This is a genomic window from Mesorhizobium sp. M0437 (assembly GCF_040321335.1).
GTDB lineage: Bacteria > Pseudomonadota > Alphaproteobacteria > Rhizobiales > Rhizobiaceae > Mesorhizobium.
On record NZ_JAMYRK010000001.1, the window covers coordinates 1 to 24,723 of the forward strand.

The 24,723-nt window shown below is 63.9% G+C and carries 24 protein-coding genes; 11 read left to right on the forward strand and 13 right to left on the reverse strand.

What is annotated here, in order from left to right; genetic code table 11:
* The 3 genes from xylB to NKI72_RS00015 all read right to left on the reverse strand — a co-directional run.
* The coding region (gene xylB / locus NKI72_RS00005; protein WP_352849810.1) for a xylulokinase at positions 1-1,538 on the reverse strand (1,538 nt) is incomplete at its 3' end.
* 191 nt (positions 1,539-1,729) lie between these two features.
* Complete coding sequence (locus NKI72_RS00010; protein ID WP_352830197.1) at positions 1,730-3,055, reverse strand: tetratricopeptide repeat protein; 1,326 nt, start codon at positions 3,053-3,055, stop codon at positions 1,730-1,732.
* Between the two features lie 10 nt (positions 3,056-3,065).
* Entirely contained in the window at positions 3,066-3,689 is a 624-nt protein-coding gene (locus NKI72_RS00015; protein WP_352830200.1) for a LysE family translocator, read from the reverse strand.
* A 187-nt stretch (positions 3,690-3,876) separates the two neighbouring features.
* On the opposite strand from NKI72_RS00015, the gene NKI72_RS00020 reads away from it, so the two are divergent.
* The 9 genes from NKI72_RS00020 (at position 3,877) to NKI72_RS00060 (ending at position 11,289) form a co-directional block, all read left to right on the forward strand.
* Positions 3,877-4,641, forward strand: coding sequence for a L,D-transpeptidase (locus NKI72_RS00020; RefSeq protein WP_352743868.1), 765 nt, complete (start codon positions 3,877-3,879; stop codon positions 4,639-4,641).
* 95 nt (positions 4,642-4,736) lie between these two features.
* Complete coding sequence (locus tag NKI72_RS00025) at positions 4,737-5,903, forward strand: diphosphate--fructose-6-phosphate 1-phosphotransferase (protein ID WP_352818747.1); 1,167 nt, start codon at positions 4,737-4,739, stop codon at positions 5,901-5,903.
* Between the two features lie 16 nt (positions 5,904-5,919).
* On the forward strand, positions 5,920-6,645 hold the full coding sequence (locus NKI72_RS00030; protein WP_352818744.1) for an MBL fold metallo-hydrolase: 726 nt from the start codon (positions 5,920-5,922) through the stop codon (positions 6,643-6,645).
* A gap of 370 nt (positions 6,646-7,015) precedes the next feature.
* Positions 7,016-8,569 (forward strand): DegQ family serine endoprotease, encoded by a 1,554-nt coding sequence (locus NKI72_RS00035; RefSeq protein WP_352818741.1) that lies wholly within the window; start codon positions 7,016-7,018, stop codon positions 8,567-8,569.
* A gap of 133 nt (positions 8,570-8,702) precedes the next feature.
* Positions 8,703-9,314 carry a molybdopterin-dependent oxidoreductase gene (locus NKI72_RS00040; protein WP_023680229.1) on the forward strand — a complete coding sequence of 204 codons (612 nt, stop codon included), beginning with the start codon at positions 8,703-8,705 and terminating at the stop codon, positions 9,312-9,314.
* Entirely contained in the window at positions 9,311-10,057 is a 747-nt protein-coding gene (locus NKI72_RS00045) for an FAD-binding oxidoreductase (protein WP_352818738.1), read from the forward strand. The genes NKI72_RS00040 and NKI72_RS00045 overlap by 4 nt, the downstream gene beginning before the upstream one ends.
* Positions 10,058-10,500: 443 nt before the next feature.
* Positions 10,501-10,704, forward strand: coding sequence for a DUF680 domain-containing protein (locus tag NKI72_RS00050; RefSeq protein WP_352472527.1), 204 nt, complete (start codon positions 10,501-10,503; stop codon positions 10,702-10,704).
* Positions 10,705-10,775: 71 nt separating this feature from the next.
* Positions 10,776-10,982, forward strand: a complete 207-nt coding sequence (locus tag NKI72_RS00055) for a DUF680 domain-containing protein (RefSeq protein ID WP_352743858.1) — start codon at positions 10,776-10,778, stop codon at positions 10,980-10,982.
* 67 nt (positions 10,983-11,049) lie between these two features.
* Positions 11,050-11,289, forward strand: coding sequence for a DUF680 domain-containing protein (locus tag NKI72_RS00060; RefSeq protein ID WP_023680225.1), 240 nt, complete (start codon positions 11,050-11,052; stop codon positions 11,287-11,289).
* Between the two features lie 205 nt (positions 11,290-11,494).
* Here NKI72_RS00060 and NKI72_RS00065 read toward each other — a convergent pair whose 3' ends face one another.
* From NKI72_RS00065 to NKI72_RS00085, 5 genes are all read right to left on the reverse strand, one after another.
* A complete protein-coding gene (locus tag NKI72_RS00065; protein ID WP_352469836.1) occupies positions 11,495-12,607 on the reverse strand; it encodes an ABC transporter ATP-binding protein in 1,113 nt (370 codons plus the stop codon).
* A 25-nt stretch (positions 12,608-12,632) separates the two neighbouring features.
* Positions 12,633-14,297, reverse strand: coding sequence for a beta-galactosidase BglA (gene bglA / locus NKI72_RS00070; protein ID WP_352830206.1), 1,665 nt, complete (start codon positions 14,295-14,297; stop codon positions 12,633-12,635).
* Between the two features lie 4 nt (positions 14,298-14,301).
* Complete coding sequence (locus tag NKI72_RS00075; protein WP_352767362.1) at positions 14,302-15,456, reverse strand: carbohydrate ABC transporter permease; 1,155 nt, start codon at positions 15,454-15,456, stop codon at positions 14,302-14,304.
* A 1-nt stretch (position 15,457) separates the two neighbouring features.
* Positions 15,458-16,471 (reverse strand): carbohydrate ABC transporter permease, encoded by a 1,014-nt coding sequence (locus NKI72_RS00080; protein WP_352540346.1) that lies wholly within the window; start codon positions 16,469-16,471, stop codon positions 15,458-15,460.
* Positions 16,472-16,698: 227 nt separating this feature from the next.
* On the reverse strand, positions 16,699-18,054 hold the full coding sequence (locus NKI72_RS00085) for an ABC transporter substrate-binding protein (protein ID WP_352813908.1): 1,356 nt from the start codon (positions 18,052-18,054) through the stop codon (positions 16,699-16,701).
* A gap of 361 nt (positions 18,055-18,415) precedes the next feature.
* Between NKI72_RS00085 and NKI72_RS00090 the strand changes: the two genes are divergently transcribed.
* Complete coding sequence (locus NKI72_RS00090) at positions 18,416-19,438, forward strand: substrate-binding domain-containing protein (protein WP_031213013.1); 1,023 nt, start codon at positions 18,416-18,418, stop codon at positions 19,436-19,438.
* 72 nt (positions 19,439-19,510) lie between these two features.
* On the opposite strand, the gene NKI72_RS00095 is transcribed toward NKI72_RS00090, so the two are convergent.
* Positions 19,511-20,419 carry a LysR family transcriptional regulator gene (locus NKI72_RS00095; protein WP_352469841.1) on the reverse strand — a complete coding sequence of 303 codons (909 nt, stop codon included), beginning with the start codon at positions 20,417-20,419 and terminating at the stop codon, positions 19,511-19,513.
* Between the two features lie 81 nt (positions 20,420-20,500).
* Here NKI72_RS00095 and NKI72_RS00100 point away from each other — a divergent pair, with 81 nt between their 5' ends.
* Complete coding sequence (locus NKI72_RS00100; protein WP_352830210.1) at positions 20,501-20,995, forward strand: DUF8737 domain-containing protein; 495 nt, start codon at positions 20,501-20,503, stop codon at positions 20,993-20,995.
* A gap of 5 nt (positions 20,996-21,000) precedes the next feature.
* Here NKI72_RS00100 and NKI72_RS00105 read toward each other — a convergent pair whose 3' ends face one another.
* The 4 genes from NKI72_RS00105 to NKI72_RS00120 form a co-directional block, all read right to left on the reverse strand.
* Entirely contained in the window at positions 21,001-22,440 is a 1,440-nt protein-coding gene (locus NKI72_RS00105; protein ID WP_352830212.1) for a S8 family serine peptidase, read from the reverse strand.
* Positions 22,430-23,098 carry an anti-sigma factor gene (locus tag NKI72_RS00110; protein WP_352830216.1) on the reverse strand — a complete coding sequence of 223 codons (669 nt, stop codon included), beginning with the start codon at positions 23,096-23,098 and terminating at the stop codon, positions 22,430-22,432. Before NKI72_RS00110 ends, NKI72_RS00105 begins: the two co-directional genes overlap by 11 nt.
* Positions 23,095-23,658: a sigma-70 family RNA polymerase sigma factor gene (locus tag NKI72_RS00115; RefSeq protein WP_352830219.1), complete on the reverse strand. Its 564-nt coding sequence runs from the start codon at positions 23,656-23,658 to the stop codon at positions 23,095-23,097. Before NKI72_RS00115 ends, NKI72_RS00110 begins: the two co-directional genes overlap by 4 nt.
* Before the next feature lie 133 nt (positions 23,659-23,791).
* Complete coding sequence (locus tag NKI72_RS00120; protein WP_352830222.1) at positions 23,792-24,631, reverse strand: alkaline phosphatase family protein; 840 nt, start codon at positions 24,629-24,631, stop codon at positions 23,792-23,794.
* Positions 24,632-24,723: the final 92 nt, after the last annotated feature.

Genomic DNA, 24,723 nt, shown 5'->3' on the forward strand with positions numbered 1-24,723 from the left:
CCCCAGCGGCTCCCGTGCTTCCCCCCAATGGGCCGGGACCTGGTCGGCGTCCGGGGGGGCCCCGGGGGTGGGGGGAAACCGCCCCCCGCGGGGGCGCTCCTGATCGCCGGGTAAAGCTGGCGGTAGCGCTGATAGGCATCTGCATAGGCATCGCTTAGTGCGGCGACCGGCTCGACCGTGGCGTCCGTCGCCGGCGCCGTGCACACGGCGCGCGGATCGGCGCCTGTCGCCGCGATCAGGCCAAGCCGGGCCGCTCCGAAGGCGGCGCCGAAATCGCCGTCGGCTGGGATATCGACTGGCAGGCCAAGCGCTGTGGCGATGGCCTTCAGCCAGTAGCGCGAACGCGAGCCGCCGCCGATCGCCGTCACCCGGGTCAGCGTCGTACCGGCTTTGGCCAGGGCTTCGAGGCTGTCGCGGAAAGCGAAGGCGACGCCTTCGAGCACGGCCTGGGTCAGCGCCGCGCGGCCGGACTCGTGGGCAAGCCCGGTAAAGGCGCCCCGAATGACGGAATCATTGTGAGGCGTCCGCTCGCCTGACAGGTACGGCAGGAAAGAGACACCGCTCGGCGCCTGCAGCGAATCGCCGAGTTCGGCGGTCAACTCGCCGGCACTTTTTCCAGCGATCCCCGACAGCCAGTTGAGCGAATCGGTTGCCGACAGGATGACGCCCATCTGGTGCCAGGTGCCGGGCAGTGCGTGGCAGAATGTGTGCACTGCGCTTTCCGGATTGGGCAGATAGGACGCGTTGGCGGCAAAAAGCACGCCCGACGTGCCGAGCGAGACGAACGCCTGCCCGGCGCCGACCGTGCCCATGCCGCAGGCCGAGGCCGCGTTGTCGCCGGCCCCGCCGGCGATCGGGATGCCCGCCTGCATGCCCCATCTGGCGGCCAGTTCGGCGCGCAAGGCACCGGCCTTGGCCGTGCCTTCGACCAACGACGGCATCTGGCTTTCGTCGAGCGACGTGACAGCGAGCAGTTCGGAGGACCAGGCGCGTTTGCCGACATCGAGCCACGACGTGCCAGCCGAATCCGACATTTCCGAAATATGCTCGCCGGCGAGCCAGAGCCGCAAAAAGTCCTTCGGCAGCAGGACCTTTGCCACCTTGGCGAAAACAGCCGGTTCGTTGTTTTTCACCCAGGCCAGCTTCGGCGCGGTGAAACCGGGAAAGACGATGTTGCCGGTCAGCTTGCGAAAGCGCGGGTCGGCATCGAGCGCGGCCGCCTCGGCGTGGCTGCGTGTGTCGTTCCATAGAATGCAGGGGCGCAGCACCTGGTCGGCGGCATCGAGCAGGGTGGCGCCATGCATATGGCCGGAAAGGCCGATGCCTTTGACTGCCGCGAGTTCCTTCGCATGCATTGACCGCAACTCGCCGACCGCCGCTTCGCAGGCGCGGATCCAGTCGGCCGGGTTCTGCTCGGACCAGCCGGGATGCGGGCGCGACACGTCGAGCGGCGCATGGCCGGAACCGACGATGCTCTGCCTTGCATCGATCAGCAGCGCCTTGACGCCCGACGTGCCGAGATCGAGGCCGAGATACATGTTTCCTCCCATGTCCGTCATGCCTGGCGGCGACGGTCTTTCTTGCTTCGCTGCCCAGTCCTGTGACACGGGCGGCGAAGATATCCCGGCAATCGTGCCGCCGGAAACGCACCCCGGTCAACACGCGAAGATTTTTTCGACGCTCGAAAAAATCAGGCCGGGGCAGTTTTTAAGGCAAGATGTGGCCGTGGTCAATTCGCCGCGGGAGCGTTTGCACGCCGTGAAAACAGTGCCGACAACGGGCTGTCCGGCCGTGCCAGCGCGCGTTCCGCCGCAAGCGCCCTCGCCAGCGCGCCATCACCGGAACGCAATGCCGCTTCGATCAGTGTCAGGTCGATGACGTCGCGTTGTGCGTGGCTGCCGCCGAAGCGATGGGCGATTGCCCGCATCGGCCGGATCAGGCGTATCGTCCCGGCATAATTGCCCTCGCCGAATGCCTTGATGGCGAGCGTCAGGGGATGGCCGACATCCCTGGTGAAACCGGCGTTGTCGTCCTTGCCGCGCATCGCCTCGCGCTGCGCCTCGAGCAAGTTGCGGGCCGGCGCTTCGAGGCCGGCACCGACAAACGCCATCATCGCGTGGGCGTCGTTGAAGGCATAGTGGCCGGCGCTGGCCATGGGCAACCAGTTGGCGGCGAGTGTCGCCCAGCGCTCGCCGACATCGACGCCGCCGAGATGCAGCCGCCACAGGATCGCCGAGGCATCGACCATGTTGAGCGCCAGCATCGAGCGTTCGCCATAGATCGGCCCGTCATAGAGCGCCAGCACCTCGTCGATTTCGCCGAGATCATAGTGGAACAGTGCCAGATGCCACCAATTGTGCACCTGCAGGAAGCTCTCCCGCGTCCACGCTTCGGGATTGGCGCGCATCCACAGAATGCCGTCCTTCTGCCGGCTCTGCATCTCCATGACATGGGCCACCGCATGCTGGGCCCAGCCGTCGCGCGGCTCGATATCGACCGCCGTGCGGCCAAGTTTTTCGGCGCGCGCGTAATCGCCCATTTCCTCCAGGCCAAAGGCCTGCATGCCGAGTATGGCGTGATAGCCCGGCATGTCGCGCTGCCAGGACGGCAGCGCGCGGCCGATGCGGTCGCGCAGCATGCGCGCATTGCCGGTGAAGAAGTCGATCTGGTGGCCGGTCTGCAGCGCCAGCGCATCGAGCGGAAACTCGATGGCGATATCCTCCAGCACGCGGGCGGCCTCGTGCCAGCGTCCATCAGCAAGGTGGCCAAGGGCGGCGACATGCGCCTGCTCGCGCGTTGTCGCGGCAAGCGGCAGCGCCGCCTCGTGACATGCCTTGGCCACCGCCGTCGCCTCACGCTCTGTGGCAAGGCCAAAGAGATAACCCTTGAACACCTGCGCCATGACGAAGCCGGGATCTTCGGCGATTGCCTGGTCAATGGAACCGACCGGATCGCCGATGAAGCACTGCAATTCGCGAACGGCCCGGCTGTAGGTCGAGAGCCCGGCCTCCGTCGCGCCAGACAGTGTCAGGCCGAATGCATCGCTCACCGCCATGGTCTGTCCCTCAGTTGCCCGAGCGCATCGCCACTGTGGCGATGCCGGCGCCGACCAGCAGCGTGCCGCCAGTGCGGTTGAAGATGCGGATCGCCTTTGGATTGCGCACCACGTTGCGCGCCCTTGCCGCGATCAGCGCATAACCGAAGGCATTGGCGAAGGCGAGCGCCAGGAAGGTCGTCTCGAAGATCAGCATCTGTGTCCAGAAATCCGCATGCCGGTCGAGGAACTGCGGCAGGAAGGCGACAAAAAAGGTGATGCTTTTCGGATTGAGCGCGGTAACCAGCCAGGCGTGCGTCGTCATTTTCGCCGATGACACCGCATCGGTACGCGGTTCGGCCCGGAGCGCGCCGCCGGCGCGAAACAGCTTGATGCCGAGATAGATCAGATAGCCGGCGCCGATCACCTTCAGCACGGTGAATACGGTGGCGGACGCCGCCAGCAGCGCGCCGATACCCAGCATCGACAGTGTCATCGCGGTGAAGTCGCCGAGCGCCACGCCGACTGCCATCGGCAGCGCGGTGCGCCAGCCCTGGCCGAGCGCATATGAAACCACCAGCATGATGGTCGGGCCCGGAATGACAAGAAGGACTGCCGAGGCGGCGGCAAAGGCGGCCCAGTTTTCGAAGGACATTTTCTTCTCCTTGAGCTCAAAGAAGAGGATAAATCCTTGGCCTCGCGCAGATGTAAAGAGGCAAAGTCGAAAAAGCCTCTCGTTAATGCCAGGCGGCCGGCCTTCACGCTTTTTCAACCATGATTGGCGAAAATGCCTGCTATACGGCCGGAGCGTGTTTCCCGCCGACAGCGTAGGGTTTGGGTAAATGCGTGAGTTGCCGCACGGTCTGTCGCTGCCGCACAATGGCGACGCAATCGAAACCGAAATACAGCTTTCCCGTCGCACGGTGCTGTCCGGCGCCGGTGCGCTGGCGCTGCTCGGCGTCGCCGGCTGCAGCCAGACGCTGGATCTGCCGTCGCTCCAGCTCGACGACGTCACCACCGGCTCGATCCGGCCCATCCGTCCGAGTATCAGCGTCGACAAGAACATTACCAGCCCCGACGTGATGTACGCTTCGCTCACCGACGGTGGCTTCAATGTGCCGGAAGTGCCCTACCTCAAGGTCAAGCCGGAGTTCCGCCGCCAGATCGTCGTCGATCCGACCGGCGAGCAACCCGGCACCATCGTCGTTCACTCGCAGGAACGGCTGCTCTATCTGGTGCAGCCCGGCGGCGAGGCGATCCGTTACGGCGTCGGCATCGGCAAGGACGGATTCCGCTGGTCCGGCCGCGCCAACATCCAGTACGGCAAGGAATGGCCGGTCTGGACCCCGCCGCCCGAGATGATCGCCCGCAGGCCGGAACTGGTGAAATGGCAAAGCGGACAGCCGGGCGGCCTCGACAATCCGCTCGGCGCGCGTGCCCTCTACATCTATCAGAACGGCAGCGACACCGGCTATCGCATCCACGGCTCGCCCGAATGGTGGAGCATCGGCCAGGCGATGTCGTCGGGCTGCGTGCGCCTGATCAACCAGGACATCATCGACCTCTACAGCCGCGTCTCCAAGAAAAACCCGGTCGTCGTCGTCTGAACGGCGGCTTCGCCTTCAGCGATCACTCTGCCGTTGCGCGATGCCGCAAGACAGGCGAATGTGCCTGCGATTTCATCGCCCGGGAGACGTGAACAATGGCCGGAACTTTTGTCATCGCGCAAGGCGGCGGCCCTACCGCCGTCATCAACCAGACGGTGGTTGGCGCCGCGCTCGAAATCCGCAAGCGGCATCTCGGCGCCAAGGTGCTTGGTTCCATCCACGGCGTGCGCGGCATCCGCGACGGCAATTACGTCGATCTTTCGGCCATCCCCGAGGACCGCCTGCGATTGATCGCGGCGACACCGAGCGCCGCGCTTGGTTCGACGCGCGACAAGCCGGATGCCGCCTATTGCGACCTCATCCTCAACGGCTTGAAGAAAGCCGGCGCCGATGCCTTCATCTATATCGGCGGCAACGACACCTCGGGCACGCAGCAGATCCTCACCGACGCTGCCGGCGGCAAGATCGCCTTCGTGCATGCGCCGAAAACCATCGACAACGATCTCGAGGAGAACGACCACACGCCCGGCTTCATGTCGGCGGCCGAGTTCGTCGCGGGAGCATTCCTTTCGGTCGATCTCGATTTCCGGGCTCTGCCGGGCATCTATGTCGGCATTGTCATGGGGCGGCATGCCGGTTTCCTGACGGCCGCGTCCGCGGCCTGGCAGCTCGATCAGGACAGCGGCCCGCATCTCGTCTACGTGCCGGAGCGGCCGTTCTCCGCGGCGGGCTTCATCGACGACGTTCGTGCAACGCTCGATCGCCACAAGCGCTGCATCGTTGCCGTCTCCGAAGGCGTCAGCACCGCCGACGGCAAAGCGCTGGTCGAAAGCCTGGTGCCGCCGGAAAGGCTGGAGCGCGACCAGCACGGCAACGTCAAGCTGTCGGGCAGCGACCTGCCGGCAGCCTTGGAGCGCGCGCTCGCCGAAGGACTGCCGGGCAAGCGGGCGCGCGTCGATGCGCTCGGCTATATGCCGCGCGGCTATGTCGGCGCCATCAGCGCGGTGGACGCGCAGGAGGCCTTCGATGCCGGTGCCTTCGCGGTCACGGTGGCCGACGAGGGCGGCGGTTCGGTGGCGCTGCAATATGACGGCAAGAAAACCGTGCTGAAGAAGGTGCCGCTGAAGAACGTCGCCGGCAAGACGCGCCATATGCCGGATGATTTCATGCTGCCGGATGTCAACCGGCTGTCCGATGCGGGGATGGCCTATCTGAAGCGGCTGGTCCCGCAAAAGTACAAGGTCGGCAAGCCGTTCGTCTGATGCCGGCCTTGATCTGATGGACAGCTGGTTCAGCAAAACCATCGTCAACGCCAATACGACGGTGCTGACCGAGCCCTTCGTGCACGAATTCGTGCGCGCCAACATCTGGCATCTGCGCGGCCGCGATGTCGACCTGCTGGTCGACACCGGCATGGGGATCTGCCCGCTGGCGCCGCAGATCGACACGCCGTCCGGCAAGCCGCTGCTCGTCGTCGCCACGCATATCCATCTCGATCATGTCGGCTCGCTGCACGAGTTTCCGCTGCGGGCAGGGCCGCGCCACAGCGCCGCACAGTTCGACAGCATGGATGAAGCGGTGACCTACGCCTACATGTTCCATGATCTGGAAGGCGCCGTCTCCAGGCTGCCGGCAAAGGGCTGGAAGGCGGCCGATTACAGGATTCAGCCGGCGCCTCTGGCCCGGACCCTGGACGAGGGCGATAGGATCGACCTCGGCGACCGCCAATTCCGCGTCCTGCATCTGCCCGGCCACTCTCCGGATTCGATCGCGCTGTTCGACGAGGCTGACGGCCTGTTCTTCGCCGGCGACGCCATCTACGACGCCATGCTGATCGACGACCTGCCGGATTCGGATCGTGCCGCCTATCGCCGCACGATGCAGCGCCTGCTCGAGCTGCCGATCCGGATCGGCCATGGCGGCCATGGACCGAGCTTCGATGGCAGGCGGATGCGCGAGATCGCCACCACCTATCTCAGCCGGACCGACCGGAAAGGCGAATAGGAGGCCTCGGCTGAGGCGGCGCAAATCTGAGGCGATTTGTCTTGGGCAGCTATTTTGTTCTTGCTTTGTGCCGGCAGCTATGCTACTAATATCGGTATGGTGCTGATTCGCCCCAACCGACCCGCCCCTCCCGAGGCGGGTTTTGTATTTTCGGGTTTCGGCGGCAACGCCGCGAGGCGGTTGCCGGCTGGAAATTAAATCTTCGTAATATTATCTGGAAACCATAATCGGCGCCCTAGATGCGGGGCTGTCGATCCGGTCGGCTGCCGTGACAGGCGAGACAGGCAAGGCCGACGACCGACGCGCCGATGAATTGTTCCGGTGACGGAACGTCGCGGCGCAAGACCAATCTCTCGCCCGGACAACGGCCATGTCACCAATCCAGACCCTTCGCAGACATCGCGTCGCCGCTCTGCTGGGCGCCGCGCTGATCGTCAGCCCCTTCGCCCTGTCCTTCGCTCCCAGGCTGAATGATGTCCTGGCGGCAACAGTGACCCCACCTGTCACCGGCATGACGGCGCCCCGCGGCTCGTTCGCTCCGGTCGTGGCGGCCGACAAACCGGCAGTGGTGACGATCACCACCCTCATGAAATCGGCGCAGTCGGACACCACGAGCGAGGCCTCCCCATTCGGTGGCAACGAGTTCGGTGGCAACTCGCCTTTCGACGACTATTTCCGCCGTTTCTTCGGTGACCAGGGACTGCCCGCCCCCAAGACACCGCCGGAACAGGCGCCGCGCACCGAGGCCCTCGGCTCAGGCTTCATCGTCGGTGCCGACGGCATGATCGTCACCAACAATCACGTCGTCGACGGCGCCCAGTCGGTCAAGGTGATGCTCGACGACGGCACCGAGCTTCCCGCCAAATTGATCGGCCATGACACGAAGAACGACCTTGCCGTGCTCAAGGTCAACGCCGGCAAGGCCTTGCCGACCGTCAAATGGGGCGATTCGGACAAGCTCATGCCGGGCGACCAGGTGCTCGCCTTCGGCAATCCTTTCGGCCTTGGCACCACGGTCACCGCCGGCATTGTCTCGGCGCGCGGCCGCGATCTGCACAGCGGCCCGTTTGACGACTTCATCCAGATCGACGCACCGATCAACCGGGGCAATTCCGGCGGCCCGCTGACGGATGTGTACGGCGATGTCGTCGGCATCAACACCGCGATCTTTTCGCCGAATGGCGGCAGCGTCGGCGTCGGCTTCGCCATCCCCTCGGACCAGGCGCAAAAGGTCGTCGCCAAGCTGATGAAGGGCGGCTCCATCCAGTACGGCTATCTCGGCGTCCAGATTCAGCCGGTGACGCCTGATGTGGCGAGCGCCATCGGCCTCGATCACCCTACCGGCGTGCTGGTCGCGCAGGTCAGCGACGGATCGCCGGCCGCCAAGGCCGGCATCGAGACCGGCGATGTCATTACCAGCTTCGCCGGCCAGGACATAAAGGATCCGAGGGATCTGTCGCGCGCCGTCGCTGACGTTGCGCCTGGCACGAGGGAAGCCCTCAATGTCTGGCGCAAGGGGAAAAGCCTGCAGATCTCCGTCGAGATCGGGCGCAACGAAGACGACACGGCGACGGGATCGGTGACCGGCGATTCAGGTCAGCCGTCGACGGGGCAGGGCCTTCGCGCACCGGCGCTCGGTCTCGGCCTGATGGACGTCACTCCTGATGTGCGCCAGGCAATGAACCTGCCGGAAAACCAGCACGGCGCACTGGTCGAGCGCGTCGACCCGAACAAGGCGGCGTCGGCTTCCGGCATCCAGCCCGGCGACATCATCGTCGGCGTCGACCAGACTCCGGTGAGGAGCGCCAGGCAGGCAAATCAGGCGATTGTGCAGGCTGCCAAATCCGGCAAGAAATCGGTGCTGCTGCTTGTCGAGCGCGGCGACGCCCAGATGTTCGTCGCCGTCCCCTTCGCCAGCGGCTGAAGCGGGCGCCGCGCTGCCAAGATCAATGTAGAGCATTGCCGCCAGGCCGGAGCCAAGATTTCGGTTGCCCGCGCTCGCGTCTTCGAGAAAACTGACAAAGCTCGATTGGACCTTGCGCAAACGGATATTCTCGATGGTTACCCGAGGCTTCTCTTCCGGACGAAAGCCGCCGACGGATACGGATGCACGTATCCCGCCGGGGCAATATCTCGAGCAAGGTTTCCCGGTCCTGTCGGCCGGCCCGACGCCGCATGTCCGCACCGAGGATTGGTCGTTCACGCTTAAGCACGGGCCGCGGCCGATCAAGAAGTGGAACTGGGCCGAGTTCAACGCGCTGCCCTTGACCAAGATGACGCGCGACATCCATTGCGTCACCGCATGGACCAAGTTCGACACGGCGTGGCAGGGCGTGCTCGTCGACGACATCCTTGCCGACGCCGGCATCGAGCCGCCCACCGCCTTCACGCTGGCGTTGGGTTTCGACGGCTATTCCACCAACGTGCCGACGAAGGATCTCACCGGCGGCAAGGCGATGGTGGCACTGCTTTACGAGGGCAAGCCGATCACTCCCGACCATGGCGGCCCGGCCCGGCTGCTCGTTCCGCATCTCTATTTCTGGAAATCGGCCAAATGGCTGAACGGGCTGCAGTTCACAGAGCGTGACGAGCCGGGTTTCTGGGAGTTGCGAGGCTATCACATCTATGGCGATCCGTGGCGCGAGCAGCGCTACACGAACGATCCATGAGCGACGCACCGGCGGCGCAGTCGCCCTGGCAGACGGTCACCATCACCCGCATCCAAAAGCGCACGCCGCGCGTCACCAGCTTTTTCCTGCAGCCGTCGCGGCCCTTCGTCTATCGTGCCGGACAGCATGTCGATGTCAGGCTGACGGCGCCGGACGGCTATCAGGCGCGCCGCTCCTACTCCATCGCCTCGGCGCCGGAGACCGGCGAGACCATCGAGCTGGCGATTGAAAAACTCGAGGACGGCGAGGTCTCGCCGTTCTTTCACGAGATAGCGGCGGTGGGCGACGAGGTCGAATTGCGCGGGCCGCTCGGCGGCCATTTCGTCTGGTCCGACGGCGATGGCGGCCCGCTCCTGCTCGTCGGCGGCGGGTCGGGCGTGGTGCCGCTGATGTCGATGCTCCGTCACCGGGCGATGCGGGGATCGCTGGTCGCCGCCGCCCTGGTGTTTTCGGCGCGGGTCTGGGACGAGGTGATCTTTCGCGACGAACTGATCGACCTCGCCGAGCGCAGGGATGGCTTCGACCTGGTGCTGACGCTGACGCGCGAGCCGGCCCGCCGTCCGGCGGATTATGCGCGGCGGGTCGACGCCGCGATGATGGTGCAAGCCATGACCAGGCTGCCGGCGCCGCCGAAGCTCGCCTTTGTCTGCGGCTCGAACGCATTCGTGACGGCCGCCGCCGAGGCACTGATCGATGCCGGGGTGCCTGCGGCACTCATCCGCACCGAACGTTACGGGGTCTGACCCGGTTCTGCTTGCCCGGTTGCTGCCTTCGTTGGGCGGCATAAGGCAGGCCAAAAGCAGCCGCAACGCCGACGCCGCATTCGGCCGAAATGGTTAACGATTCGACAAAGAACCTCGGCTGCGACTTTTATCGGTTTAAAAAATCGAACCGAACGGTTCGTTTCTGTTGACAATGCGTGCAGGACGCTGTGAACGCTGCCTCCCAAGTCGCCTTGCAGTCAGACCGAGGCGATAGGCTATCTGCTTGACATTAAATGATAAAAATGTGGCGAAGGGAATCTCTGGCACAATTTCAAGGTGTAGATTCTTGGTCCACACCAAAAAACTTCGTGATTGGAAACTGGCCATTGGCTTTCCCACATCGGGGCTGTCCGAACGACGCGAATTCCTCCCAAGGCACGCCGCTAGACGGACGGAAAACTAAGATACTGGAGTACTAAAAAATGAAAAAGATCGCTCTTGCCGCCGTCGCCGTTTTGGCCATCACCGGCAGCGCCTTCGCTGGCAGCGACAACTTTGGTTCCAAGGGTGCGAACCAGCCTGCCGCTGCGGTCGACAGCTCGTATACGGCTTCCATTCAGAAGCCGGCTCATGCTGACCAGCAGGCTGTCCAGGGCGCCGACCGTAACCTCTTCGGCAACAACTAACAGCCGATCCCAGCATCAGGGCGGCGGGCATATCCGCCGTCCGGGGATCTGAAAAATTCAGGAGTATTAAGATGAAAAAGATCGTTCTTGCTGCCGCCGCCGTTTTGGCCATCACCGGCAGCGCCTTCGCCGGCAGCGACAACTTTGGTTCCAACGGAGCCAACCCGCCTGCTGTCTCGGTCGATAGCTCCTACACGGCTTCCGTCAAGACGTCGGACCAGGCTGAAAAGCAGCCGGTTGTCCAGGGCGCCGACCGTAACCTCTTCGGCAACAACTAACAGCCGATCCCACCATCAAGGCGGCGGCATGCCCGCCGCTTGATTTCGAAAATCCAGGAGACCCAAAATGAAAAAGATTGTTCTTACTGCCGCCGCGCTCTTGATTGCCGCCGGCAGCGCTTATGCCCGCAACGACAATGTTGGCGGGACCGACATCAACAAGCAGTCGACCGTCAACGTCGACAACACGCAGACGTATTCGGTACGTGACAGCAACTCGCCGATCTACAAGCTGCTGAATTCGTCTGGCGATGTGCCCAAGTCCGCGCCTCAGGGCGCCGACCGCAACCTCTTCGGCAACAACTAGAGCAATTCCAGGAAAAGTGTGAAACGGTTTTCCCGGGAAAAGCGTGTAGCGCTTTCCCTTGGGAATTGCGTCAAAACAAGGAGATAGAGCGGTTCGGCGTTCCGTGAAACGATGAACCGCTCTAACGGCCGAACTGGAATTCCAGACAAGAGCGGCGGACCATGCCCGCCGCACTTGTCTCTTGCATGGCGGAAGAACGCCTGCTTCAAGCCGCCTTTGCTTCTGCTTCATGGAGCGCGAAAGAGCGCCCGTCCGCGTCGAAAATATGCAGGTCTCCGGCGTCCGCCGTCAGCCGCAGTGTCGCTCCGCGCTTGATCTCGACATTGCCCGGCAGCTTGGTCACCAGCGGCAGGTCGGCGCGGCCGATGTCGACATAGACGAGCTGGACCTCGCCGAGCTGCTCGACGTAATCGACCGTCCCTTCGAACAAATAGTCGGCGCCGGTGGCAATCATCAGATCCTCCGGCCTCACCCCGAAGCTCACCGCTGCGCCTTTCGCCGACGCAGGCGTTGCGATCGGCACCGTTGCCTTGCGGCCGCCGACATGGCTGACGACCGTCGGGTTGCCGGTCTTGTCGATCGTCGCCGGCAGGATGTTCATCGCCGGCGAGCCGATGAACTGGGCGACGAACAGATTGCCGGGCCGCTTGTAGAGCTCCATCGGCGTGCCGACCTGTTCGATATGGCCTTCCTTCAGCACGACGATGCGGTCGGCCAGCGTCATCGCCTCGACCTGGTCGTGGGTGACGTAGATCATCGTCGTGGCCGGCATCGACTCCTTGAGCTTGGCGATCTCGATGCGGGTGGCGACGCGCAGCGCCGCGTCGAGGTTGGATAGCGGTTCGTCGAACAGAAAAACCTTGGGATTGCGCACGATGGCGCGACCGATGGCGACGCGCTGGCGCTGGCCGCCCGACATCGCCTTGGGCAGGCGGTCGAGATATTTGGTCAGCTGCAGGATCTCGGCCGCCTGGCGCACCCGCTTGTCGATCTCGGCCTTGCTTTCCTTGCCGATCTTCATCGAGAAGGCCATGTTGTCGTAGACGGTCATGTGCGGATAAAGCGCATAGGACTGGAACACCATGGCGATGCCGCGCTTTGACGGCGGCACGTCGTTGACGATCTCGCCGTCGATCTTGAGCTCGCCCGAGGTGATCTCCTCCAGCCCGGCGATGCAGCGCAGCAAGGTCGACTTGCCGCAACCAGAGGGACCGACGAAGACGATGAATTCGCCCGACTTTATGTCGAGGTCGACGCCGTGCAGAATGTTGAGATTGCCATATGATTTCCTCACTTGCCTTAGCGTGACATCGGCCATGGTACCCTCCAGTTCTTCCTTGAATTCAGTCGATACGCCCGAACCAGGCGCCGTAGCCGCCGAGGCGGATCGTGCCGGCGCCAGTCTGTCCCGAAAACCCGTGTCCCGGCAAGGGCTGCAATGAGCGGCCGCCAAGATCGACTTCGGCCGGCTTTGCTCCGAGATTGAAGGCGCAGACGATCTGCTCGTTGCCTTCACGGCGCGTGAAGGCGACGGTGTCGCCCTCGCTTTCGATGAACTCGATATCACCCTTGGCCAGTGCCGGATGGGCGCGGCGGAAAGCCAGGAAGCGCCGGTAGTGCTCGAGCAGCGAGCCGTCGTCGCCTTGCTGCACATTGACGGCTTGCGCAAGGTGCTTGCTGGGCACCGGCAGCCAGGGCTTTGCCGTCGAGAAGCCGCCATTGCGGGCAGCGCCGTCCCAAACCATCGGCGTACGGCAGCCGTCGCGTCCCTTGAATTCAGGCCAGAAGCGGATGCCGTATGGGTCCTGCAGATCCTCGAAGCTGAGCTCGGCCTCGCTGAGCCCGAGCTCCTCGCCCTGATAGATGCAGACCGAGCCGCGCAACGACATCAGCAGCGCCGAGATGACCTTGAGGTAGGCGGTCGGGTCGGGCTCGCCGGCTGCCCAGCGCGAGGCAGGGCGCATCACGTCATGGTTGGAGAAGGCCCAGCACGACCAGCCGTCGCTGGCCACCTTGCCGAAGGTTTCCAGCACCGAGCGTACCTTTGCCGCGCTGATCTTCTCCGGCGCCAGGAAGTCGAAGGAGTAACACATATGCACGCGCTTGCCGCCGGCCGTATAGGCCGCCACCACTTCCAGCCCACGCTGCGAGTCGCCGACCTCGCCAACCGCGGCCGTCGCCGGGTATTCGTCGAGCAAGGCGCGGAAGCGTTCGAGGAAGCCGAGGTTTTCAGGCCGGCTCTTGTCGTAGAGATGGTCCTGGTAGTTGTAGGGGTTGACGGTCGGCGCCGTCTGGTCGTTGCGCTGCTCGGGCGGCAGCGGCGGATTGTCTTCCAGGCCCTGGCTGTGGAAGTAGAAATTGATGGTATCGAGGCGAAAACCGTCGACGCCGCGCTCCAGCCAGAAGCGGGTGACGTCGAGCAGCGCGTCCTGGACCGCGCGGCTGTGGAAGTTGAGGTCAGGCTGCTCGGCCAGGAAATTATGCAGATAATATTGCTGGCGGCTGGTGTCCCACTGCCAGGCCGAGCCGCCGAAGATCGACAGCCAGTTGTTGGGCGGCGTGCCGTCCGGCTTGGCATCCGCCCAGACATACCAGTCGGCTTTTGGATTGCTGCGGCTCGACCGGCTTTCCTTGAACCACGGATGGATGTCGGCGGTGTGCGAGAGCACCTCGTCGATCATCACCTTGAGGCCAAGCCGGTGCGCCTCTGCGGTCAGTGCGTCGAAGTCGGCCAGCGTGCCGAACATCGGATCGACGTCGCAATAATCCGACACGTCGTAGCCAAAATCCTTCATCGGCGATTTGAAGAACGGCGAGATCCAGATGGCGTCGACGCCGAGCAAGGCGATGTAGGCCAGCCGGCCGATCATGCCCCTGAGATCGCCGATGCCGTCGCCGTTCGAATCCTGATAGCTGCGCGGGTAGATCTGGTAGATCACGGCACCTCGCCACCAGTCGCGATCGATAGCGAGATCTGGCTTCGGGGTCGCCTTCAAAGCGGATTGCATGATCTCAACCTCCTTTCACCGAGCCGGCAAGCAGCCCGCGGACGAAATAGCGCTGCAGCGAGAAGAACACGATCAGCGGCACGATGATGGTGACGAAGGCCGATGTCGTCAGGATCTCCCAGTCGCCGCCGCGCGAGCCGAGCAATGCATTGAGCTTGGCGGTCAGTACGATCTGGTCGCCCTCGGTACCGAGGAAAACCATCGCCACCAGCAGATCGTTCCACACCCAGAGAAACTGGAAGATGGCGAACGAGGCCAGCACCGGGAACGACAATGGCAGCACGATCTTGACGAAGATTTCGAAATCGCTGGCCCCGTCGATGCGTGCCGACTCCATGATCTCGCGTGGCAGGCCGGCGATATAGCTCCTCAACAGATAGATGGCGAAAGGCAGGCCGAAGCCGGTATGCGCCAGCCAGATGCCGAGATAGGTCTTCGACGGCACGCCGAAGAAGCTGCCGACGCCGTTATAGAGCTTCAATAGCGGGATCAGCGACATCTGCAGCGGCACGACCAGGAGGCCGATGATGACGGCGATGAGCAGCGCCCGGCCGGGAAAGCGCATCCAGGCCAGCGCGTAAGCGGCGAACGCGGCGATCAGGATCGGGATGACGGTCGCCGGAATGGTGACGGTCAGCGAGTTCATGAAGGAGCGGCCGATGCCCTCCGAAAACAGCACCGTGTCGTAATTGTCGGTGGTGAATTTCGGCGGCGCCGACGAGGCGTAATAGACGCGCTGGCCGCGCTCGCCTTCGAAAGCCTTCGGCGAGGTCATGACGAAACTGCCGTCGGCATTGAGCTGCAGGGTCACGCCGTCGCCGAGATCGGCTGTCGTGCCGGCGGGATATTGCGTCGGCGCTGCCGACTTGACGCCGAAGGCGCTGATGTTGCGGGCCGGACCGTCGCCGAAAATATTGCCTTGCAGGATGAACTTGCCGTCCTTCTCGACTTGCGCCGAGGCGGGCGGCAGCCGTCCGGCCTCCGTCTGGCTGGAACTGGTGAACGAGTTCCACCAGCCCGAAGCGATGATCTGGTCCTTGTCGCGCAGCGACGAGACCAGAATGCCGAGCGTCGGGATCGTCCAGATCGCAACGAAGATGAAGACGGCGATATGGACGCCGAAACGGCTGACAAAGGACTTTCCGGTCGCCACGGCCATCTCAATGCCCTTCCGTCTCTTTGTTTGCCTGGCGGATGTTCCAGACCATGATCGGAATGACCGCTATCATGATGATGATGGCGATGGTGGCGCCGCGGCCAAAATCGCCGCCGCCGCGGAACATCCAGTCGAACATCAGATTGGCCAGCACCTGGCTGTTCCACTGGCCGTTGGTCATGGTCAGCACGATGTCGAAAACCTTCAGCACCAGGATGGTGATGGTGGTCCAGACGACGGCGATGGTGCCCCAGATCTGCGGCACCATGATCTTCCAGAAGATCTGGAAAGGGTTGGCGCCGTCGATGACGGCGGCTTCCAGCGTCTCTTCCGGAATGCCGCGCAAGGCCGACGACAGGATGACCATGGCAAAGCCGGTCTGGATCCAGATCAGGATGACCATCAGGAAGAAGTTGTTCCAGAACGGCAGCGAGATCCAGACCTGCGGCTGGCCGCCGAAATACTGGATGATGGCATTGAGCAGGCCGATCTGCGTCTGGCCCTCGCCGCGATATTCGTAGATGAATTTCCAGATGACGCTGGCGCCGACGAACGAGATGGCGAGCGGCAGGAAGATCAGGCTTTTTGCGATGGTGCCCCACCAGATCTTGTCGGTGAGCACGGCGATGATCAGCCCGAGGAAGGTGCAGGCGGCCGGCACCACCGCCAGCCAGATGATGTTGTTGAGGATCGAGTTGCGGAACTCGCGGTCGCCGAACGCCCATTGATAGTTGGCCAAGCCGACGAAATGGGCGCCGCCGCGATCGAGGAACGACAGCCTCAGCGTCTCCACTACCGGGTAGATCAGGTAGATCGTGAGGATGATCATCGCCGGGCCGACGAACAGCCAGGGTCGGATCACCCCCTGCCGGCGCAGATTGTTGATCGCCGCCTTGCCGGAAACGCCGCGTGCCGGAAAGATCGTGTCGAGTGCCTTGTTGGCGCCCCAGAAATAGGCGACGCAGCCGCCCACGCCGATGATGATGACGAATATCGCCGAGAAAATCTGAGCCGCCATGGGTCCCTCCCCCTGCGCACGGATCCGCCAGTCGAGAATGGCTTTGGCGACGGGATCATGCGCCGATTCAGTTGTCTGGAGCGCGACCAGCCGGAAAGCAGGTCACTGGGCGCGCGTCATGCCGGAATGCGTTGTGCTCACGACAATCGACGCGACGCCAAGCACCGGATAAGGTCCGGGCCGTTTGAGGCCCGGACCACATCACATTTGGAACTCAAGCCGGCCGCTTACTTGATCGCGTCCCAGCTTTTCTGGATGTCGGTGGCGACGTCCTGGGCGGACTTGCCGCCGACCAGGTCGATCATGCCGGTCCAGAACGCACCGGCGCCGATCTTGCCCGGCATCAGGTCGGACCCGTCGAAGCGGAAGGTCGAGGCGTTGGCCAGGATCTCGCCCTGCTTCTTCAGCGCGTCGCTGGCATAGGCGTCCTTGTTGACCGACTTGAACGGCGTCACGAAGCCGCCCTGTGCCATCCAGATCTCATGAGCGAGCGGCAGCTTCAGGAATTCGATGAACGCGCGGGCACTCTTGCTGTCTTTGGTGATCATGGCGAGCGTGCCGGCGCCGAGCACCGGAGTGCCGAGCTCGGGCTTGGAAGCGTAAGGCGGGAAGTAGAAGAAGTCGGCATCCTCGCCGATCTTGGTGCCTTGCGGGAAGAAGGTCGGGATGAACGATGCCTGATGGTGCAGATAACATTTTGGCGGCACCGAGAAGAGGCCCTTCGGGCTGTCACGGAAATCGGTCGCCGCAACCGCCTTGGCGCCGCCCTCGACCATCTTGTCGTCGGTGGCGATCTTGCCGAAAATGTCGATGGCGTTGACCACTGCCGGATCGTTGAACGGAATTTCGTTCTTCACCCATTTGTCGTAGGTCTCGGGCGTCTGGGTGCGCAGCATGATGTCTTCGACCCAGTCGGTCGCCGGCCAGCCGGTGGCGCCGCCCGAACCAAGCCCGATGCACCATGGCGTGCCGCCGTCGGCGATGATCTTCTTTTCGAGCTCGGCAAGCTCTTCCTGCGTCTTCGGCACCTTGTAGCCGGCTTCCTCGAAATTGTCCGGCGAGTACCAGACCAGCGACTTCACGTCGGCCTTGTATGGGAAGGCGAAGAAGCCGGGCTTGCCGTCCTTGTCCTTGAAGGTGCCGAGGTCGACCCAGGATTGGCCGGCGCCGTAATTGTCCTTGACCCAGTTGGCCGTATCGTCGCCGAGCGGCGTCAAAAGGCCCTTCGATGCCAGATCCTGGATCAGGCCCGGCTGCGGCAGCACGGCAATGTTGGGCGGGCTGCCGGCCTGCGTGTCGATGACGATCTGCTGCTCGTAATTCTCCGACGAGGAGTACTTGATCTCGGCGCCGGTGGCTTCGGAGAAGTAATCGAGGACGGTGCGGATAAGCCCTTCGTCCTCGCCGCGCCACGGCCCGAAGATCGTCAGCGTCTCGCCCTTGAGGTCGACTTTCTTGAGATCTTCGTAGTTCGCCCAGTTGAAACGGGGATCTTCGCCCGGCTTGAACTTCAGTTCGGCTTGCGCCGGCATGGCGAGCGCAAGCGTGGCAAACGCAGCGCCCAGCAGAAGCATTTTCTTCATCGGTATTCCCTCCCAGTGGTGACAAACACCGAACGAAACCTCCATTCCGTCCGCCGGCGCTGCAGGACTGTGACTCAGTCGGAAAGGAACTGCAACCTTTCGTAGAGTCTTCCAAAGCGCTTTGGTGATTTTGATCACGCCACTGAATTGGTCCGGAGTCAAGAGAAAGCCAGATTAATCGATTTAATTTCTGCGGCCGGGTGCCGGCGAAAGTGCGCTGCAGCACAGTTTTCTGGCGGTGCAGCAGCAAATTCGGCTTCAAACCGGTCCGAACCGTGCGTATGGTCAGTGCGCTCGGCAACGCGGTTCGTAGCGGCTAGCTCGATTCAGATTAAAAGCGCTTTGAGGTTGGAGGCCTCCGGTGAACCTCAAGCAGCTCTCCCACATGCTGGCGCTTTCGCAGACTACGGTGAGCCGCGCATTGAACGGCTACCCGGAAGTCAACGAGGAAACGCGCCGGCGGGTGGTCGATGCCGCCAAGCGTCACGGCTATCGCCCCAATCCGAGCGCCCGCCGGCTGGCGACCGGCAAGACCGGCATGATCGGCTATGTGCTGCCGACGGGAACGACCGTCGACATCGACCCGCATTTCGTCGAGTTCCTGTCCGGCCTCGGCGACTATGCGCGTTCGCACGAGCTCGACCTGGTGCTGTCACCGGCCGATGCCGACGACCAGGAGACGACCTACCGCCGCATTGTCGCCAACCGGCAGGTCGACGCGGTCTATATCTCGTCGCCGAGGCCGGCCGACCGGCGGGTGGCACTCGTCAACACGCTCGGCATTCCCTTCATCGTCCATGGCCGCAGCGAAGGCTTCGATTTCGACTATCCGTTCACCGACATCGACAATGAGGGCGCCTTCCACGAGGCGGCACGGCTACTCGTTCAGCTCGGTCACAGGCGTCTGGCGCTGATCAACGGCGACGATCGCGAGACCTTCGCCATTCATCGCGAGCGCGGCGTGCGCCGCGCGCTTGCGGCGAGCGGCCTGGTGCTTCGTGATCAGCATGTCTGTTCGCTGACCATGACCGAGGAGAACGGCTATCGCGCCGCCCGGCGCTTGCTGGAACAAAGCGACGCGCCGACGGCGATCGCCTGCTCCAGCCTGATCATGGCGCTCGGCGTGGTGCGCGCGGTGCGCGATCTCGGCCTGACCATTCCGGGCGACCTGTCGCTGATCGCCCATGACGACGTCTTTCCCTGGCTGAAGCCGGAAAATTTTTCGGTGCCATTGTCGACGACGCGTTCGTCGATCCGCCTCGCCGGCGCGCGCATCGCCGAACGGCTGGCGGCGCGGATTTCCGGCCTGGAGGAGGGCGCTCGCGGCGAAGTCTGGCCGGTCGACCTGGTGGTCAGGGGATCGGTCGCCGGCGCGCCGGCCTAGAGGCAATCACTCTGAACGGCCGAGGTCGACTCTTGGCGGCTGTTGGCCAGCACCAGCGGGTGCGTCCTGGTCTCAGGCCGCGGATTTGAGGTGATCGATGAAGGCGCGCAGCTTCGGCAGGACTTGGCGCTTGCCGGGATGATAAAGGAAGACACCCGGCGTCGTCGTGGCGACGCCGTCGAGCACCGACTGGAGTTTTCCTTCGGCTATCGGACCTTCGGCGAGTGGTCGCGGCGTCTGCGCCAACCCGACGCCCCGCATCGCGGCCCCGACCAATGTCGAATAGTCGTGCGCAATCAGCGGGCCTGAGACGATCGCTTCGATTGCACCGTTACCATCGATGAACGACCAGGGTGCGATGGCGCCATTCGAGCGGCGCAAGCGTAAGCAGGCGTGGTGGCGCAAGTCGTCGACACGCTCGGGACGGCCGTAGCGCTCAAAATAGTCAGGGCTGCCGACGACTACGAACGAGAACGGCGGGGTCAGCCGCACCGCGACCATGTCGGCGGCGATGAGTTGCCCGAGGCGGATGCCGGCGTCGAACCCGCCGGTCGCGAGATCGACCATCTGGTCGCTCACGGCGATCTCCAGTTCGATCTCAGGATAGGCTTGGCAGAACGACGCGAGCACCGGCTCCAACATCAGCGGCACGATAGCGCGAGGCACAGACAGGCGCAGCAGACCGGTCGGCCGCTGGCCGATATCGCGGGCAGCCTCGCCGGCCGCTACGAGCTCCTCGAATGCCGGGCCGGCACGGTCGAGGAACCGCTGGCCAGGTTCGGTTAAACCAACGCTCCGCGTCGTGCGGACGAACAACGCCGTGCCCAGGCGAGCTTCCAGCGCGCGCACCGCTTGGCTCACGGCCGATGGCGTCACGCCGAGATCGGCGGCGGCACGGCGGAAGTTACGCCGCCTGGCGACGGCCAGGAACGCCTCGACGCCCTCCAGCGCACCATGTCGGACTGTGTAGTTCTGCTTCATAGGTTGTTGTGATTACACCGGATAGTCGAATTGCGGTAGCGGGCTTAAAGCCGCGAGCATCAACTGTTGAGAGTAGGCCAAATGTCCACGGAAATGGTGTTCCAAACCCATCTTGTTCTCGGCTATGTCGCGTGGCTGCTTTGCTTCGGCGCGTACGGTTTGCCGTGGCTCAGGTCGATGGACCGGGTCGCGGCGCAACGCGCTATCGCTACGCTGCACAGCTTCCGATTCTTCGGGCTCGTCTTCATCGTTCCAGGCGTCGTAAGCCCCAATCTGCCCGCCGATTTCGCCGTATTCGCCGCCTACGGCGATTTCGCGACCGGCGTGCTGGCCATGCTGGCGCTGCTCACGGTGAGGATACGCCCGCTCTTCTGGCCGTTGGTCGTCGCCTTCAACGTCGCAGGGACGGTCGACCTCATCGTCGACTATTACCACGCCATTCAGATCGGCCTTCCTGCACGCGCAGGCGAACTGGGCGCCACCTACGCGATCCCGATCATCTACGTACCGCTGCTGATGATAACGCACGTCGCCGCATTCTATTTTCTCCTACGTCCTCAGCAAAACGCGTCCTGAGCGGGCTATTCATTCGCCGCCTCGGCCGCCTTAGTGTTCAGAAGCCCGTAGCCGAAGTCATTGTCCCGCCCCTTCGCGCCGAGATCCTTTGCCGTGGCGGCAAGTGCTTTCTCGACCCAGTCGGCGGAGCGGTCGGGCGCGGCATGCAACAGATTGGCGACGGCGCCGGTCACGATCGCCGCGGCGAAGGACGTCCCGGTCACCACGTCCGAGCCGGCGCCGCTCGGCGCCACCATCTCAACGCCGGGAGCGGAGATGAAGACATAGGCGCCGCGATTGGCCTGCGGCATCAGCCCGTCCTTGGCATCGGTGGCCGTCACCGCGATCACGCCGTCGAAGGCGGCCGGATAACCATAGGGCGCCTTCGGTCCGTTATTGCCGGCGGCCGCAACCAGCACGATGCCAAGCGCACGCGCATTGCGGCAGGCGATGCCGAGCAGGTCGTTCTTCGGGCCGACGAAGCTCATATTGATGATGCGGACATCCTGCTCCGCCGCCCAGTCAAGCGCCGAAAGGATGACGTCCATGGTCGACTTGCCGCCCTCGAAGGCGCGGGCATGATAGATCCTGGCGCCCGGCGCCATGCCTTTGAACGCGCCGGTGCCGGCGATCAGTCCATCGACCGAAGTGCCGTGGTCGCGCGCCTTGATCGGCACGTCGGGCATGGCATCGAACTGCCCGGCGATGACGCCGGAGAGCGCCGGATTGCCGTCGTCGATGCCGGTGTCGATGACGCCGACGCGCACATTCTCGCCGCTGGCTTTGTCGGCATCGAGCGCGATGCGCTCGAACGCATAATTGGCGATGCTGGCCGCCTGCTGCAGCGAGTAGACATGGTTGGCCTCACGCCGCAAAGTGCGGCCGTCGGCGGCGAGCTGCGCCAGCACGACGCCGACCGGGCGGCCATCGGGAATGCCGAAGCGCACCAGCGTGTTGCCGAGCAGCCGCGACTGCCGCTGCGAGCGTATCTCGAGGCCGAACGAGGCCGCGATCTGCTGGACCGCGCCGGCATCGCCATTGACGGTGACCAGCACCTCGTCGGGCACGAAATCGCCGGTCACGGCGCGCGGCGGCTCGGTTGCCACAAGATCGGTCGGCGCAACCACCGCACCGCCCGGCACCGCAGCCTGTATTGCCGGCGCGACGGCGGGTGGGGTTGCAGTATTGCCAGGAGGTAGCGGCGCCTCGGTGACTACGGCAGGATTGGGGAACAGGTCGACAATCAAGCCCGGAAGAAACACCGCGCCCGTCGTTCCATGAGCCGGCGCTTTGCCGCCATCCTTCACGCCGCCGCCATCCTTGGCGCAGTCGGCGTTGGCAGCACTTCCCCGGTTCAGGCAGTCGATCTCAGCCTGGGTGAGGTTCGGGTCATTGGTCTGCGCCATTGCGGACGCGGCGAAGATTGTCATCGCCGCCGTCAATCGAATGACCGCCTCAGCCGCCATCAGCCGGTTTCCTTCCCTCCAGGGCAGCTTCGGTGAAAGGCTGGGCGGCGATAAGGCCAAGCAGCTTCTGATAGTCGGCAGCGGTCTCGGCCGGGACGCCGACGCGGAAGACGCCGTCGGCGGTCGGCCCGCCGGCGATCTTCAACTGGTTCTGGTCGAGAAAAGCGATGATGTCGGACAGCTTCGCATCCGGCTTGAACTTCACAAGGGCAAACGGCATTTTGGCCAGATCGTCCTCCGATCCGGCAATCTCGAAATCGCCATCTCTGTTGCCGGTCTGCACAAAGGATTGCGCGACGACCAGGGCCAGCAGCACCGCGGCCGCGGCCCAGGCGACGCCGGCGGGCACCGCCATGAAGCGGCTCCAGGCCTGCGCCAGCCAGGACGATGCCGCCGGCGCGCGGGACGGGCCGGCCTCGGCGTCGAGCGCCTTGGCAAAGCGGCTGAGCGCATCGGCCGGCGGGCGGATTGCCTCGTTTGCGGCAGCGGTGCCGGAGAATTCGGCCTCGGCCTCGCCTAGTGCGGCCATCGCCGCCGGATCGCTCGCCAGCCATTCCTCGATGGCTTCGAGCTCGGTGCCCTCCAGCGAGCCGTTCAGATAAAACGGCAGCAGCATTTCCATTTCGTCGCGGCGTGACATCTTTTCAGCGGCGCTCATGGCCACCCCCTGTCGTAACCGGCGGCCTTGAGGGCTTCGCCGAGTTTCTTGCGGGCGTAGAACATCCTGGTCTTGACCGTTGCGACCGGGATGCCGAGTACCACGCCGATCTCGCTCACCGATTGCCCGTGATAATAGGCAAGGTCGATCACCGTGCGGTGCTCTTCCGGCATGGCATCGATAAAGCGTCGCAAGGCGGCGGCCTTGTCTTCCTTCATCGTCACGACTTCAGGCGTGTCGGCGCCGTCGGCGACCTGGGCCGCGTCATCGTCGTCGATCCAGTCTTCCTTCTTCTTGCGCAGCAGGGACAGCGCCTTGAAGCGGGCAATGCCGAGCAGCCATGTCGAGACCTCCGAGCGCCCCTCGAAGGCCGGTGCCTGCCGCCAGAGTTCGAGGAACACCTCGTTCGCGATATCGTCGGCCATCTGTTCCGATCCCGTCTGGCGTGCCACGAAGCGGTAGACCCGCGCGTGGTGGCGCATGAACAGGAGCCGCACGGCGGCACGGTCGCCTTTCGCGACCCGCTCGACAAGCGCGCGATCGGTCTCCGCGGCCGTCATCGCCGGTCGAGCCGCCTGGCTCCTGCCTGCTCTGTCGCTGATCGGCCCAAAAAGGTTCACCGCATCCGCCCGTATATATGCGGAGGCTAACTGAAGAGCGGGAGCGTTGCCAGAGGGAGAAGAGGGCGCGCGCTCAACTCAGGAACGGCTTTGCCTTCATCGTCGCCGGCACCGGCACGCCGAGGCGCGCAAGCACCGTCGGCGCGAGCTGCAACTGATCGAGCAGCGTACTGGCTTCCGGACCCTCGCCGGATCCGAAGTAGTAAAGTGCGAAATCCTGCATCTCCTCGTCGTGGCCGCCATGATGGCCGCGATCGGTCTGGCCATGATCGGCGGTGACGATCACCTCGTAGCCGGCTTCCCGCCAGCGCGGCAGGAAGCCGGCGAGCATGGCGTCCATTGCATAGACGGCATGATCCATCTCGTGGCAGTCATGGCCGAAGCGGTGGCCCATCGAGTCCAGAGTACAGCTGTGCAGGATGCCGTAGTCGATGCCGTAGCGCCCGGTCAGCATGGTCAACGTCGCGAACAGGTCGACGTCGCTCGGTGTCATCTGGTTCCTGGCATTGTAGCCGGTCATGGTGTGAAACCGGCCATGGCTGATCGGCCTGCCCGGCTGGTCGAACTCCATGTCCTCGACCAGATCGAACGGATAGGCCCGGAAGAATTCGGACCAGTAGGAGTGGGTGACCGCACCGGTCTTGCCGCCGGCCCTGCTGACTTCGGAAAAGATGTCCGGCTGTTCGACGCGAAACCGGTTCTCGTTCGACAGGATACCGTGCATTTGCGGCGGCACGCCGGTGTGGATCGAGGCATAGCAGGATGCCGAGGTCGACGGCAGCACGGAGCGCATTTTCCATACGCGGGCTTCGCCTGATTGCACCCAGCCTTCGAGATTGCCCATCAGCCGACGCCAGTTCCGGTAAGGCACGCCGTCGAGGATGATGAGCAATAGTTTTGTGTTGAGCGCCAAGGGCGCCTCCATGCGGCTTAATCGGACAAGTCAGGGCCGGCCTGCCGTTCAATCCACGCCCGGACAGGATCGTCGGGCGCAAAGTGCGGCCC

What these genes read in the sequence shown, in the direction of transcription:
- NKI72_RS00040 (WP_023680229.1), top strand. Translation starts at nt 8,703, where the DNA reads ATGGTTACCCGAGGCTTCTCTTCCGGACGAAAGCCGCCGACGGATACG.
- NKI72_RS00105 (WP_352830212.1), bottom strand. Translation starts at nt 22,440, where the DNA reads ATGGCGGCTGAGGCGGTCATTCGATTGACGGCGGCGATGACAATCTTC.
- NKI72_RS00010 (WP_352830197.1), bottom strand. Translation starts at nt 3,055, where the DNA reads ATGGCGGTGAGCGATGCATTCGGCCTGACACTGTCTGGCGCGACGGAG.
- bglA (WP_352830206.1), bottom strand. Translation starts at nt 14,297, where the DNA reads ATGCAATCCGCTTTGAAGGCGACCCCGAAGCCAGATCTCGCTATCGAT.
- NKI72_RS00075 (WP_352767362.1), bottom strand. Translation starts at nt 15,456, where the DNA reads ATGGCCGTGGCGACCGGAAAGTCCTTTGTCAGCCGTTTCGGCGTCCAT.
- NKI72_RS00100 (WP_352830210.1), top strand. Translation starts at nt 20,501, where the DNA reads ATGTCCACGGAAATGGTGTTCCAAACCCATCTTGTTCTCGGCTATGTC.
- NKI72_RS00055 (WP_352743858.1), top strand. Translation starts at nt 10,776, where the DNA reads ATGAAAAAGATCGTTCTTGCTGCCGCCGCCGTTTTGGCCATCACCGGC.
- NKI72_RS00080 (WP_352540346.1), bottom strand. Translation starts at nt 16,471, where the DNA reads ATGGCGGCTCAGATTTTCTCGGCGATATTCGTCATCATCATCGGCGTG.
- NKI72_RS00065 (WP_352469836.1), bottom strand. Translation starts at nt 12,607, where the DNA reads ATGGCCGATGTCACGCTAAGGCAAGTGAGGAAATCATATGGCAATCTC.
- NKI72_RS00110 (WP_352830216.1), bottom strand. Translation starts at nt 23,098, where the DNA reads ATGAGCGCCGCTGAAAAGATGTCACGCCGCGACGAAATGGAAATGCTG.
- NKI72_RS00050 (WP_352472527.1), top strand. Translation starts at nt 10,501, where the DNA reads ATGAAAAAGATCGCTCTTGCCGCCGTCGCCGTTTTGGCCATCACCGGC.
- NKI72_RS00060 (WP_023680225.1), top strand. Translation starts at nt 11,050, where the DNA reads ATGAAAAAGATTGTTCTTACTGCCGCCGCGCTCTTGATTGCCGCCGGC.
- NKI72_RS00085 (WP_352813908.1), bottom strand. Translation starts at nt 18,054, where the DNA reads ATGAAGAAAATGCTTCTGCTGGGCGCTGCGTTTGCCACGCTTGCGCTC.
- NKI72_RS00035 (WP_352818741.1), top strand. Translation starts at nt 7,016, where the DNA reads ATGTCACCAATCCAGACCCTTCGCAGACATCGCGTCGCCGCTCTGCTG.
- NKI72_RS00115 (WP_352830219.1), bottom strand. Translation starts at nt 23,658, where the DNA reads ATGACGGCCGCGGAGACCGATCGCGCGCTTGTCGAGCGGGTCGCGAAA.
- NKI72_RS00030 (WP_352818744.1), top strand. Translation starts at nt 5,920, where the DNA reads ATGGACAGCTGGTTCAGCAAAACCATCGTCAACGCCAATACGACGGTG.
- NKI72_RS00095 (WP_352469841.1), bottom strand. Translation starts at nt 20,419, where the DNA reads ATGAAGCAGAACTACACAGTCCGACATGGTGCGCTGGAGGGCGTCGAG.
- NKI72_RS00025 (WP_352818747.1), top strand. Translation starts at nt 4,737, where the DNA reads ATGGCCGGAACTTTTGTCATCGCGCAAGGCGGCGGCCCTACCGCCGTC.
- NKI72_RS00015 (WP_352830200.1), bottom strand. Translation starts at nt 3,689, where the DNA reads ATGTCCTTCGAAAACTGGGCCGCCTTTGCCGCCGCCTCGGCAGTCCTT.
- NKI72_RS00020 (WP_352743868.1), top strand. Translation starts at nt 3,877, where the DNA reads ATGCGTGAGTTGCCGCACGGTCTGTCGCTGCCGCACAATGGCGACGCA.
- NKI72_RS00045 (WP_352818738.1), top strand. Translation starts at nt 9,311, where the DNA reads ATGAGCGACGCACCGGCGGCGCAGTCGCCCTGGCAGACGGTCACCATC.